This is a genomic window from Ruminiclostridium papyrosolvens C7 (assembly GCF_000421965.1).
Lineage (GTDB): Bacteria > Bacillota > Clostridia > Acetivibrionales > DSM-1351 > Ruminiclostridium > Ruminiclostridium papyrosolvens_A.
Genome location: NZ_ATAY01000020.1, coordinates 120,265 through 132,543 on the forward strand (window position 1 = coordinate 120,265; position 12,279 = coordinate 132,543).

The window sequence follows — 12,279 nt, forward strand, 5'->3', positions numbered from 1 at the left end:
AAGACAACAGGAGGGTTGCTGTATGGCTTGGAGTACATGTCCTAAATGTAATAATCATAATTTTGAGGTCGTTGAAAAATCTTTGGCAGGAACCAAATTAAATTTGTCATTTGTTCAGTGCCTGGTATGTGGTACTGTTGTTGGAGTAACAGATAGTAATAATTTTGATAACCGGCTTAATGAGTTGGAAAACAAGTTGAGTAGCTTATCCGCTAAAATGAGTAGTTTAAGAAGCTAAAGTACGGTCAAGAGGGGTCTTGTCAGTCCTACATATGGATGACAGACCCCTTTAATACTATATTTTCCGTATTTCCCCTGCATTGATTTTAAATGTAAGTAATGGTAAAATAAAGACAAGTTAATTTATCTATAATCTAACCTATAACATTTCCGTAATACACGTCAAAGAGCGCTTAAAAAATCACTGTTAACATTTACAAAGATTTATGGATTACAAAATTAGTAATATATTTTAGATTGATAGTACTAAAATATCAAAAATAATTTTTGGGAGGATTTTGTATGAAAAGGAAAATCTACTTATTATTAGTATTAATGCTAATTCTCAGTGCATTTAGCTTTAGTACTATTCAAGCAGCTACGGTTTACGGGGACGTTGACTCCAGTGGTACTGTGGACTCTCTGGACTTTGCAGCAATGAAATCGCATTTGCTTGGGATTAAAAGCATTACAAACATTACGGCTGCGGATGTAGACGGTGATGGCAGTATTACAGCTCTTGACATTGCTTTATTCAAAAAATATCTGTTGGGACAGATATCCAAATTTCCGGTTGATTCAGTAGCTCAGCCGAAATTCCACTGCTTCTTATTGTTAGGTCAGTCAAATATGGAGGGATATCCCAAGGCACTGGATTCTGATAAAGTAGAAGATCCACGGGTACTTGTATTAGGATATGATAATAACCCTGCTCTCGGAAGAGTTACAGATCAATGGGACATAGCATGTCCGCCGCTGCATTCTACTTATCAAGGTGCAATTGGACCTGGTGACTGGTTTGCAAAAACTATTGTACAAAAAATACCTGCCGGTGATACGATAGGCTTGATACCTTGTGCTATTAACGGCGAGAGGATCGAGACTTTTCTAAAGTCAGGCGGAAGTAAATATAATTGGATTGTTAACCGTGCAAAACTCGCCCAGCAAAAGGGAGGAGTAATTGAAGGTATTCTTTTCCATCAGGGTGAATCGAACAATGGGGACACTACTTGGCCAGGTAAAGTAAATACATTGGTAGAAGACCTCAAAAAAGATCTTAATCTGGGCGATATTCCTTTTATTGCTGGAGAATTGCTTTACAGCGGCAGCTGTGCAGGACATAATACATTGGTAAATAAACTGCCTTCTATTGTAAAGAATTGTTCTGTAGTATCTGCAAGCGGATTGGTGGTTGATCCTTCGGATACACAGTGGAAGCTTCATTTTGGTCATGATTCACAAGTAACACTGGGTAAGAGATATGCTGAAAAGATGATTCAAGCCCTCGGCTGGTAATTTTTTTATAGTGGTAAATTTGTAAAGGTTTATTTAGTACTATCAATCTGAATAAAATATTTTTATTATCAAGTGGTTGGTTGACTGTAAATATTGGTAATTGATATAATGAATTGGCTTGTAGACTTGGATTATATTTATAATATAAAAGGAGATGGTACATAGTTGTTAAAGGTAATAAACAGAATTATTTCGTTTATTATATCTTTCACATTAATGCTTATGTTGATACCTAATAATTACACTACCTCAGCCGCACCAATGGACAGACAACTGGCAGTCGATGCACTGGCATACGGGGACTGCAATAATGACCGAAATATAGATGCTCTGGATTTAGCATTGTTAAAGCAAAATATAATGAATCAGGGTGACAAATATTATAACAATATGGACTTAAACCAGGATAATGCAATAGATGCAATTGATTATTCAATAATGAAACAGTACTTATTAGGAAAGGTTAGCAATTTACCTTACGACCCATCACAACCGGCAACTAAATGGGTTGGTACATGGACAGCAGCACAGCAATTGACTGAACCTGCCAATATGCCTCCAAGTCCGGGATTAACTAATAATACACTTCGTCAGATAGTACATGTATCAATCGGTGGGAATCAATTGAGAATGAAATTTTCCAATCAATACGGGAGTACACCTGTTACCATGAACTCTGTTCATTTAGCCGTTTCAACAGGTGGAAGCTCAATTCAGGACGGTACTGACAAGGCAGTGACTTTCGAAGGAAAGGAAACAGTAACAATTCCAGCCGGAAAAACCGTTACTTCAGATATTGTTAATTTTATTTTACCTAAGCTTGAAAACATTGCCGTTACCATATACTTCGGCAGTATACCTTCAGAATTAACAGGCCATCCGGGCTCCAGGACAATATCTTATATTCAGACCGGAAATAGTGTTAATAGTTTGAGTATGCCTCGGGCAGTTACTACCGAACACTGGTATATTATAGCCGGAATAGATGTACTTACCGATGACTCATGTAAAGGAATAGTTGCTTTGGGCGATTCTATTACTGACGGCAGGGGCTCCACCACAAACGCAAACAACAGGTGGACAGATAACCTTTCACGTCGTTTACGAGACAATCCTTCTACGTCAAATATTTCGGTACTTAACCAGGGAATAGGTGGAAATACTGTGCTTTCAGGAGGTTTGGGGCCAACTGCACTTTCCAGATTCCAGCGTGATGTACTGGAACAAAGCGGCGTGCGATATCTCATAGTATTTGAAGGGGTTAACGATATAGGGCCAAGTTCTTCTATATCAGTAGCAACAAACCTAATAAATGCATACAAAGAATTCATAAGCAAGGCGCATTCTAAAAATATTCTTGTATATGGAGCTACAATTACACCCTTTGGTGGCTCACAATATGATAGCAATACACATGAACAGGCAAGACAGACAGTAAATAGCTGGATAAGAACAAGCGGTCAATTTGATGCAGTAATAGATTTGGATGCTGCAGTTAAAAATCCAAACGATCCAACCAAGCTGCTAAGCCCATATGACAGCGGAGACCATTTGCATCTTAGTCCGGCTGGATATGAAAAAATAGCAGAGGCTATAGACATTAACCTTTTTACAAAATAACTTCTTTGTATTTCAGAAATGAAAAATACTCCTCTGTGGTTAAATGCTAATTATTTACAATAATAACAAACATATGTATATTATTAGTATATAGACTTATTATTAAGGAGGGGGAAAATGATTAGAAAAATAACGGTTTTATTTATGATTATGCTTACGGTTCTTATATTAAGCACCTCTGTGGCTTTCGCTGATATTAGCATAATCAATAACGGAACAAATTTTGGAGGAGTACAGGCACATGGCGGGAGTATCATCAAGGTTGGTGATACATATTATTGGTATGGGGAAAACCGTGACACAAATAACCTGTTTGTATCAGTCAAGGTTTACTCATCTACCGATCTGGTGAACTGGGTAGACAGAGGAAATGCCTTATCCAGGACATCTGCCACAGAGCTTAACTCCTGCAATATTGAAAGACCGAAAGTTATGTACAATGCATCGACCAATCAATATGTAATGTGGATGCATTACGAAAACGGCAGGGACTATTCATTAGCAAGGGCAGCTGTAGCATACAGTACAAGCCCTATAGGGCCGTTTACTTATCTCGGAAGCTTCAGACCCAATAATAATATGTCAAGAGATTGTACTACCTTTGTGGACACGGACGGTACAGGCTATTTTATCTCTGCAGCAAACGAAAATGCTGATTTAATAGTATACAGGCTTACTTCTGATTATAAATCAATAGCCTCACAAGTGGTAACTCTTTGGCCGGGACAAAAAAGAGAAGCTCCATGCATGTTTAAACGTGACAATACATATTATCTGATAACATCCGGATGTACGGGGTGGAGCCCAAACCAGCAGAAATACGCTACTTCCACATCAATATCCTCAGGATGGACGGGCTTAACAAATATTGGAGATGCAACCTGCTATGACTCTCAGGGGGCGTGTGTTTTTCCGGTAGGACAGAATTTTGTTTACCTCACCGACAGATGGGCCGGTGCGTGGGGAGGAAAAGTCAGTGATTCGTCATACCTCATGATGCCATTACTATTTAATGGAACATCAGTATCTTTGAACTACACCGATACGGTAAAGGTTGCAGCAGAATTTGGTGCAATTGCTAATGATTATCGAAAGTATACTTTTGAAGGAGTGCTGACAAACGCTGACCCTTATCAGTGGAATGTAAGTCAACCTACGTCAACTGATATACAGGTACTTTCGGTAGACGGAGATAAGGCTCTTCAAATGTCAGATAGCACAACATCAGGCTATTGTTACGCCTACAAAGATTTTCCTGCCAAAAATGGTGTAGTTACGTTTAATGTGAGCTTTAAATATGCCAATACCGGAAGATGGGATAGAATCAGATTTTACAATGGAACCAACATAGGAATAGATATTATAAATTTTGAAGAAGGACTTGGTTGGATTACCGGAACTTCTACAAGAAATGTAATACAAATGATTTCTGCAAACACGTGGTATAATTTAAAAATTGTTGCCGATACCTCTACGCAGAAATTTGATGCATACATTAATGATATTCTCATAAAATCAGGTTGCACATTTACAGGTTCCGTTCCCCAGTTTGACAGAATTGCGTTGGACACCGGAAACAGTTTTACAAATACCGCCGTATATGATGATATAATCATTAATTAAAATAACCTTAAAACGAACTGATTGTTGTACTATTAAAAATACAGCAGTCAGTTCTTTTAATTTAAACTAATATTTGTTTTTTCACACAATATCTCTACTATAATGTTTGCATACAAATCACCCTCGCTTTTCTTGAGCCTTGTAAGCAAATCTTTTATAAACATGTCATCTTTGGAAAGTCTTGCTTTCATATTGTTTTTAATCGTTTCTAGCCCCTCAGCAGCAGAGCCGTAATCTTTAAAGACTCTTTCTTCTACTAAGTCAGAATAGACATAGGTGTTAAGGGAATCTCCCTTTAACCTGATCCAGATTCCGTTGCCGTTACTTTCTATAAATTTTCCCTCACAAATAAGCCCGTCTTTTATATCAATATAGAAAAGCTTCTCGTTTTGAGTAAATATATTATTCATAAAAACCGTCCTTTGAATATTATTTGTATAAATATATATTATTCTAATTTATATAAAAACTTTCTCATATTTTGAGTATATTTGCAAAAATTACTTCGGATACCTTTTTTGAAATATTCTTATACTAACTACAACTAAAAAGAGATTAAGGTGAAGAATATGAGTAAAAAGAAAGGTTTTATAAAGACTCTGTTTTCTTATATAACCTATAAAGAAAAAAAACCTGTAAAACAATTTTATATTCCTGAGACAGATAATGAAGATACTAAAACCGAGCAAGAAAAAAATAATACCGTGAAAAGTCAAAAAAACAGAAGAATAAAGAGGCCTGTTCCTGTTTCAGAATCAAGTAAGGAAAATAAACCTGAATATGAAAAGGCTGACGATGAGAAAATATCTATAAGCATTGAAGAAAATATAAAGTATATAAAGCATAAATTCAATTCCCCTGCTAATAAGGATATTGTTATAAGGGAGTTGACGGTTGCAAAAAAGTACAAAGCATTTATTGCATATATTGACGGAATGGTTGACAGGATAACCATAAACAACTTTATTTTAAGGGCGCTAATGGTAAACGACGTCAAAATCGATGAAGATTCCGATGATAAATGTATGCTGGACTTTATATTGTCCAACATATTGCAGACCAATCAGGCAAAAAAGGTAGATAATCCTGATGAATTTATGTACGAAATTCTCTCGGGAAATACACTTTTATATGTTGATGGGTGTGACTTTTACATTTCCAATGAAACAAAGGGCTTTGACAAAAGGGGAGTAGAAAAACCTCTTATTGAGGGAGTAGTTCTTGGATCCCAGGAAGCATTCAATGAAAATCTGAGAACAAATGTAACACTTATCAGAAAATTGATAAAAAATAATAACCTTACAACTGAATTTATAAAGGTTGGAAATGTAAACAAACAGTTATGTGCTGTAATGTCAATAAAAGGGTTAACCAACCCTGCAATAGTTGAAGAAGTAAAACGAAGATTAAAGAATATTAAAAGCGATATGGTACTTGGTGACGGAATTTTAGAACAGTTTATAGAGGATAATCCGTATTCAATTGTCCCAACCATATTAAGTACAGAAAGGCCTGACAGAGCCGCATCACACATACTGGAAGGAAAGGTTGCAATACTTGTTGAAGGGGCGCCCTTTGCAAAAATTGTTCCTGTAACTCTTCCAGCTTTAATGCATAGCCCCGAAGATTCATATATGCGTTGGCCATATGGCACTTTAATAAGGATAATCAGGTTTATAGCAGCGTTTATTGCTACACTGCTGCCGGGTCTTTATGTTGCCATTACTAATTTCCATCAGGAAATGATACCTACAGAGCTTCTTATTGCCATAGCAAAGGCAAAAGAGAACGTACCGTTTCCAACAATAGTTGAAGTAGTATTAATGGAATTGTCCTTTGAACTCATAAGGGAGGCCGGAATAAGAATTCCGGGTATAATCGGTAACACACTGGGTATTATCGGTGCGTTGATTCTGGGACAGGCAGCTGTTCAAGCAAATATTGTAAGTCCTGTTTTGATAATTGTTGTTTCCGTAACGGGACTAGGCAACTTTGCAATACCCAATTACAGTCTGGCTTTAGCAGCAAGAGTATCCCGTTTCTGCTTTATTATTTTGGGAGCGTTACTTGGATTTTATGGAATAAGCATTGGAATTGCTTTGTTTGCTATACTGATTACCAATATCAAATCATTTGGAGTGCCGTTTTTTGCCCCTATTGCCCCCAAAACAAAAGAAAGTAGTGACTTATTCTTTAAAAAACCTACCTGGCAGCAAATGTACAGACCAGATTATGTAAATGCTTTAAAACAGAAAAGACAAGCCAAAATATCCAGACAATGGACAGAGGAAGAACCAAAATACAGCTATGAAAGGGATGAAGAGGATGATTAAGGAAGGAAAATTCGGGACAGCAGAAGCGACTTACCTGATTACACTTGTTATTGCATCAAAAACCTTTTATACCAGTATACGTGTTATGATAAAGAACACAGGAACAGCTGCATGGTATATGACCCTTGTATCATGTCTGGTAAGTATAATATTTTTTCTTCTGATATCATTGGTTATGAAGAGATTTCCAGGTAAAAACCTGGTTGATATATTCCAACTTGTTACAGGTAGATTTTTTGGAAAGATATTAACTCTTGTATTCTCAGCATATTATGTATACTATGCAGGCTCTAGTCTCAGAGAATTTCTGGAAATGATAAAGGCATATAATCTGCCATATACGCCGCCAAGCTTAATAATATTTGCTTTCATGGCTGTTGTTATAATTTTGGCGTATATTGGGTTGGAAAGTATAGCCAGGTTGGCATCAGTTAGTTTTTATCCCATATTTATAGGAATAGCCTTAATTCTCTTTCTTGCTTATCCATATTATAATGTAAGAGCTATATTTCCAATCGGTGGCTATGGTATTGAAGAAACAATAAAATCAGGTTTTTTCAGAAGCTCGGCATATGATGAAGTAATCATATTGGCATTTATAATAAACTCCATTGACGGGGTTAAGACATTTAAGAAAGTCGGAATTTATAGTATTCTTATCTCCGGTGTTGCGGTCGTATTTACATGTTTATGCAATATTATGGCGTTTGACTATACGATGGCTAGCGAAAATGTATCAGATCTTTTCCAGTTGGCCAGAGTTATATATTTCAGCAGATTCTTCCAAAGAATTGAATCAATATTTCTTTTTATCTGGATTATTGCATCCCTGATAACTGTTGGACTGGCATTCTACATCGCTATTAGTATTTTTTGCAAAGCATTTAAGATCAGTAATCACAGACCTTTGATATTACAATTTGCTTTCTTAACATTTATGGTGACCCTGTTACCAGAAGGTCTTATAGAACTTGCAAAAATAAATATTGTAGTTATGCGTGAATATAGCATGATAATAATATATGGAATACCTATACTGGTTTTAATAATCTCCGTAATATTTGGCAAGAGGGGGGATAGGCAATGCTTAAAGTCAGTAAAATAATTGTTTTATTAATTACATTTGTATATATCTTAACAGGTTGTACAACAGACAGTAAAAATATTGATGATCAGGCATATGCAATAATGGTCGGAATTGACAAGGGAGTAGAGAATAAAATAAGGCTTACTGTTCAGTTTCCCACATATAAAGGAGGGGGAAATGGTAGTTCTTCAGGTGCCGGAGGCGGGGGCGGAGGAAGTGAAGAAAAAGAATCCGGTCAGATAGGCGGTACGGTCGTTACATCTATAGAATGCTCAACAGTGCTGGAAGGTATAAATTTACTCAGTACTTCAACTACCAGACATATATCCCTTTTCCATTGTAAGGCTATTATTTTCTCGGAGCAATTAGCATATGAGGGAATAAACTTTTATTTGTCCGATTTTGCGAGATTCAGAGAAACCAGACGTATTGCAACCATAGGTGTATGCAGGGGAAAAGCGGAAGATTATATCATGGAGAATAAAACCCTGATAGGTGAAAACATTTCTAAATCAATAGAACTTTCATTTGCACAGTCAAAAAATTCAGGACTATTCCCCTTGGTGGGTTTTACAAATTTTTACAAAAGTACTATATCGCCATACTCCCAGGCATATTCAGTTTATATGGGAATAAACAATTTTAAGAAATTAGAAAATGAAAATAAAGGTCAAAATCCTCCTCTTAAGACCGATGAGCAATATTATCCAGGCGAGGTTCCGAAGAAAGGAAACAAAAAACAGGAAATGATTGGGACGGCTGTATTTAACGGTGACAAGCTAACCGGCACTCTAAATGCAGATGAAACCCGTTATTTTCTGATGATAGTGAACGAGTTTAAACATGGAATTTTAACTGTGGAGGATAAAAAGCATCCCGGAATGGCTATCCCCTTTGATTTACGTCCGGGAAGAAAGTCTGACATAAAGGTACGGTTTGACAAAAGCACACCTGTAATTGATATAAATCTTAATATTGAAGCTGACATTGTTGGCATACAAAGCGGGATGCACTATGAAAGCCTAGATAAAATTAAGGAATTAAATGGATTATTAAAGGGCTGTATAGAAGACGAAGTAAGAAAAACCGTAGAAAAGGTTCAGAAGCAAATGGGAACTGATATTTTCGGCTTTGGTTATTATGCTGCGAGCAAATTCTTAACAATAGACGATTTTGAAAAATATAACTGGGTATCACATTTTATAGATGCAAAGATAAATGTAAGTGTTTATACCAATGTGAGAAGAACCGGGCTTATGGCTGAAAGTATGCCCGTAAGATACCGTACTAAAACTGCAAAATAGGAGAAAGAGATATGATATATATACTGATGTTTTTAATGCTTTTAAGCGGATATTATACATTTACTTTCGGAATCAGCCAGATAAAACGAAAAAACAGGCTGGGCGGCTTCACTACTATCGTAGTTGCCGTACTTGGTACAATAGTCCCGATGGTTATTTTGTATATGAAGAATAAATAAAGATATACAGCTGTACAATGGAGGTAATATGAGAAATAACAGAAAATGGATGAGCTCAAAAGTTGCCATTACAAGGAATGCCAGTGAGCCAATTGCTATAAAAGAAGCAATTGAACTTCTTGAATTCTTACCAGCAATTGGTAAAGAGGACGTTGTTGTTATAACGCCGAACTGGGTAAATAATAAAAAAAGTCCTGATTCGGGGGTAGTTGTAGGTCCTGACAGTTTAAGACAAATTATATCCATGGTAAAGCAGAGACAACCAAAAAGAATTGTAGTTGCAACCGGTACGGCAGACGGGGAGACGGCTGATGTAATGAATAATGTGGGGTTTGGAAAGGTAATAAGAGATGAAGGAGTAGAATTTATTGACCTTAACCACGGACCTTTTATATGGATAAACCTCAACCATTCAGTTGTGCCGTCCACTAATATAAACAAGCTTTTGGAAGAGGTTACTGTACTCATCTCTTTTACACAGCTAAAACAACATGAAGAAGCAACAATATCAGCTGCAATTAAAAACATAGCATTGGGTTGGCCTCCGGCAGACGAGCATGGTCATCCAAAGAAAAACTGTGGAATCCATAATGAGCTTCATGGCTTCATATCGGCAATGTCGGAGAAAATACCTATTGATTTGTCAATAGTAAGTGCAAGTCCGGCAATGATTGGAACAGGTCCTACAAAAGGTATTGCCAGACATACAGGACTGGTGGTTGCAGGGTGCGACCCGGTAGCAACAGATACTGTGGCAGCACGGCTTATGGGTTTTAAGCCTCAGGCAATACGATATTTATTCGAATGCAGCAATAAAAAAATAGGCGAAAGTGATATTGAGAAAATTACTATCCAGGGAATACCGTTGGTAGAGGCAGAAAACATATTCAGTCAGGCCGCATACGGAGATGGCCTCTCGGTAGACAAAGCATAGGAGATTAAAGGAGATAACGTATGAAAAGTATAATACCCAATATATCAGTAGATAATTGCCAAGAAGCTATGGAATTCTACAAAAATGCTTTTGACGCTGAACTTAAAAATGTTAAGATTGCGGATAAAGAGGAAATGTTCAAAGGACATGAAGGTAAGGTAATGCATTCAGAGCTTCATATTGGAGAAAATTGTATTATATATCTTACAGATATTTTCGGTGACAAATCACAAGGTACTCATATTCAGATGATACTTGGAATGGATTCAAAGGAGGAAATAGAGAGGGTATATGCAGACCTGGTTAAGGAAGGAAAAGCAGAATATGAACTTCAGAAGACCTTTTGGGGAGCGTACCACGCTGTAGTAAGGGATAAGTACGGAATAACATGGGGATTGGATTATAATGAAAATAACTAACTAATTAAATTAACAAATAAAAATACCCGAAAAATCTACGGAAAGCGAATTTTTCGGGTATTTTTTATAATAGACAGTTCAAAATTATTTAAATTCTTTTGCAAGAGCTTCAAACGCCGGCAGAGAGTTTTTAATTGTTTCAAGACTTACGCAGTATGCAAGTCGGAAGTAGCCCGGTGCTCCAAACCCTGAACCCGGTACTATAAGCAGGTTGTATTCTACAGCACGGTTTTTAAACTCAATATCGTCAGGAATTAATGCTTTCGGGAACAGATAAAAGGCTCCGTCAGGCTTAACACATTCATAACCGAATTCAGTAAGACTGTTATACAATAAATCTCTTCTCTCTTTGTAAACATTTATGTCAACTGATGAATTGATTGATTTTGCAATAACCTTCTGAAACAGAGCGGGGGCGTTAACAAAGCCTAGTACTCTGTTACAGTAAATAAACCCGTTCATAAGGGTAGCTACGTCGTCCGCTTCAGGATTTGTAGCGATATATCCCATACGTTCACCGGGAAGTGATAATGATTTACTGAAACAGTCAATCATTATCGCATTTTTATAAATTGTTAAAATATTAGGAATCTCCACATCATAAGCAAGTTTCCTATATGGTTCGTCGGATATAAGATAAATAGTATTTCCGTACTCCTTGCTCTTATCCTCTAAAACTTTAGCAATACTGTCTAAAGTATCCCTTCCATAAACAACACCTGTAGGATTGTTAGGTGTATTTATAATAATTGCCTTGGTATTTGGAGTTATTTTTGCTCTCAAAAGCTCCGGGTCAGGAAGGAATGTTTTGAAATCAGTATTAATGATTACCGTTTTTCCTCCGTGGTTATCGATATAAGAGGTATACTCTACGAAAAACGGTGCAAATACTATTACCTCTTCATCTGGGTTAAGCAGTGTTTTAAGAACGACATTTAAAGCACCCCCTGCACCAACAGTCATAACAATATTGTTAAAACTTAAATTCAGTCCGGTTTCGCTGTTTATTTTCTTAGCAATAGTTTCCCTTACCTCAGGATATCCTGCATTGTTCATGTAGGCATGTATTTTAAGCTCACCGGAGCCTGCAAGTTCTTTAAGGGCAGCTTTAACCTCAGCAGGGGGCTCCGGATCAGGATTACCCAGCGAAAAGTCATAAACTTTGTCAGCTCCATATATTTTTCTTAATTTTTCACCTTCCTCAAACATCGCTCTTATCATTGATGAATTTGCCAGATTATGGCTTATTTTTTTTGATATCATTT

General features: G+C 36.8%; 12 protein-coding genes. 10 read left to right on the forward strand and 2 right to left on the reverse strand.

Annotated features, from left to right (window positions below):
• Window positions 1-22: 22 nt before the first annotated feature.
• The 4 genes from L323_RS25590 to L323_RS25605 all read left to right on the forward strand — a co-directional run bounded on the left by L323_RS25590 (window position 23) and on the right by L323_RS25605 (window position 4,758).
• Window positions 23-238, forward strand: coding sequence for a hypothetical protein (locus tag L323_RS25590; RefSeq protein ID WP_020814490.1), 216 nt, complete (start codon window positions 23-25; stop codon window positions 236-238).
• 284 nt (window positions 239-522) lie between these two features.
• The gene (locus L323_RS25595; protein WP_020814491.1) at window positions 523-1,515 is read left to right on the forward strand and encodes a sialate O-acetylesterase; all 993 of its coding nucleotides are present in this window, start codon (window positions 523-525) and stop codon (window positions 1,513-1,515) included.
• A 165-nt stretch (window positions 1,516-1,680) separates the two neighbouring features.
• Window positions 1,681-3,135, forward strand: a complete 1,455-nt coding sequence (locus L323_RS25600) for a GDSL-type esterase/lipase family protein (RefSeq protein WP_020814492.1) — start codon at window positions 1,681-1,683, stop codon at window positions 3,133-3,135.
• A 117-nt stretch (window positions 3,136-3,252) separates the two neighbouring features.
• Window positions 3,253-4,758 (forward strand): family 43 glycosylhydrolase, encoded by a 1,506-nt coding sequence (locus L323_RS25605; RefSeq protein ID WP_020814493.1) that lies wholly within the window; start codon window positions 3,253-3,255, stop codon window positions 4,756-4,758.
• 56 nt (window positions 4,759-4,814) lie between these two features.
• On the opposite strand, the gene L323_RS25610 is transcribed toward L323_RS25605, so the two are convergent.
• Window positions 4,815-5,168, reverse strand: coding sequence for a hypothetical protein (locus L323_RS25610; RefSeq protein ID WP_020814494.1), 354 nt, complete (start codon window positions 5,166-5,168; stop codon window positions 4,815-4,817).
• 159 nt (window positions 5,169-5,327) lie between these two features.
• Here L323_RS25610 and L323_RS25615 point away from each other — a divergent pair, with 159 nt between their 5' ends.
• From L323_RS25615 to L323_RS25635, 6 genes are read left to right on the forward strand one after another with little or no spacing between them, the layout of a single operon-like run.
• On the forward strand, window positions 5,328-7,091 hold the full coding sequence (locus tag L323_RS25615) for a spore germination protein (protein ID WP_020814495.1): 1,764 nt from the start codon (window positions 5,328-5,330) through the stop codon (window positions 7,089-7,091).
• Window positions 7,084-8,196, forward strand: a complete 1,113-nt coding sequence (locus L323_RS25620) for a GerAB/ArcD/ProY family transporter (protein WP_020814496.1) — start codon at window positions 7,084-7,086, stop codon at window positions 8,194-8,196. Before L323_RS25615 ends, L323_RS25620 begins: the two co-directional genes overlap by 8 nt.
• Window positions 8,175-9,482 carry a Ger(x)C family spore germination protein gene (locus L323_RS25625; protein WP_020814497.1) on the forward strand — a complete coding sequence of 436 codons (1,308 nt, stop codon included), beginning with the start codon at window positions 8,175-8,177 and terminating at the stop codon, window positions 9,480-9,482. Before L323_RS25620 ends, L323_RS25625 begins: the two co-directional genes overlap by 22 nt.
• A gap of 11 nt (window positions 9,483-9,493) precedes the next feature.
• Window positions 9,494-9,661, forward strand: coding sequence for a YczI family protein (locus L323_RS40750; RefSeq protein ID WP_020814498.1), 168 nt, complete (start codon window positions 9,494-9,496; stop codon window positions 9,659-9,661).
• Window positions 9,662-9,689: 28 nt separating this feature from the next.
• The gene (locus L323_RS25630; protein ID WP_020814499.1) at window positions 9,690-10,595 is read left to right on the forward strand and encodes a DUF362 domain-containing protein; all 906 of its coding nucleotides are present in this window, start codon (window positions 9,690-9,692) and stop codon (window positions 10,593-10,595) included.
• A gap of 20 nt (window positions 10,596-10,615) precedes the next feature.
• Window positions 10,616-11,014, forward strand: coding sequence for a VOC family protein (locus L323_RS25635; RefSeq protein WP_020814500.1), 399 nt, complete (start codon window positions 10,616-10,618; stop codon window positions 11,012-11,014).
• A gap of 84 nt (window positions 11,015-11,098) precedes the next feature.
• Here the strand turns inward: L323_RS25635 and L323_RS25640 are convergent, their stop codons facing one another.
• Window positions 11,099-12,277, reverse strand: coding sequence for a pyridoxal phosphate-dependent aminotransferase (locus L323_RS25640; protein WP_020814501.1), 1,179 nt, complete (start codon window positions 12,275-12,277; stop codon window positions 11,099-11,101).
• Window positions 12,278-12,279: the final 2 nt, after the last annotated feature.

Coding starts and splice junctions, on each gene's coding strand:
- L323_RS25590 (WP_020814490.1), top strand. CDS start 23: ATGGCTTGGAGTACATGTCCTAAATGTAATAATCATAATTTTGAGGTC.
- L323_RS25595 (WP_020814491.1), top strand. CDS start 523: ATGAAAAGGAAAATCTACTTATTATTAGTATTAATGCTAATTCTCAGT.
- L323_RS25605 (WP_020814493.1), top strand. CDS start 3,253: ATGATTAGAAAAATAACGGTTTTATTTATGATTATGCTTACGGTTCTT.
- L323_RS25610 (WP_020814494.1), bottom strand. CDS start 5,168: ATGAATAATATATTTACTCAAAACGAGAAGCTTTTCTATATTGATATA.
- L323_RS25615 (WP_020814495.1), top strand. CDS start 5,328: ATGAGTAAAAAGAAAGGTTTTATAAAGACTCTGTTTTCTTATATAACC.
- L323_RS25620 (WP_020814496.1), top strand. CDS start 7,084: ATGATTAAGGAAGGAAAATTCGGGACAGCAGAAGCGACTTACCTGATT.
- L323_RS25625 (WP_020814497.1), top strand. CDS start 8,175: ATGCTTAAAGTCAGTAAAATAATTGTTTTATTAATTACATTTGTATAT.
- L323_RS40750 (WP_020814498.1), top strand. CDS start 9,494: ATGATATATATACTGATGTTTTTAATGCTTTTAAGCGGATATTATACA.
- L323_RS25630 (WP_020814499.1), top strand. CDS start 9,690: ATGAGAAATAACAGAAAATGGATGAGCTCAAAAGTTGCCATTACAAGG.
- L323_RS25635 (WP_020814500.1), top strand. CDS start 10,616: ATGAAAAGTATAATACCCAATATATCAGTAGATAATTGCCAAGAAGCT.
- L323_RS25640 (WP_020814501.1), bottom strand. CDS start 12,277: ATGATATCAAAAAAAATAAGCCATAATCTGGCAAATTCATCAATGATA.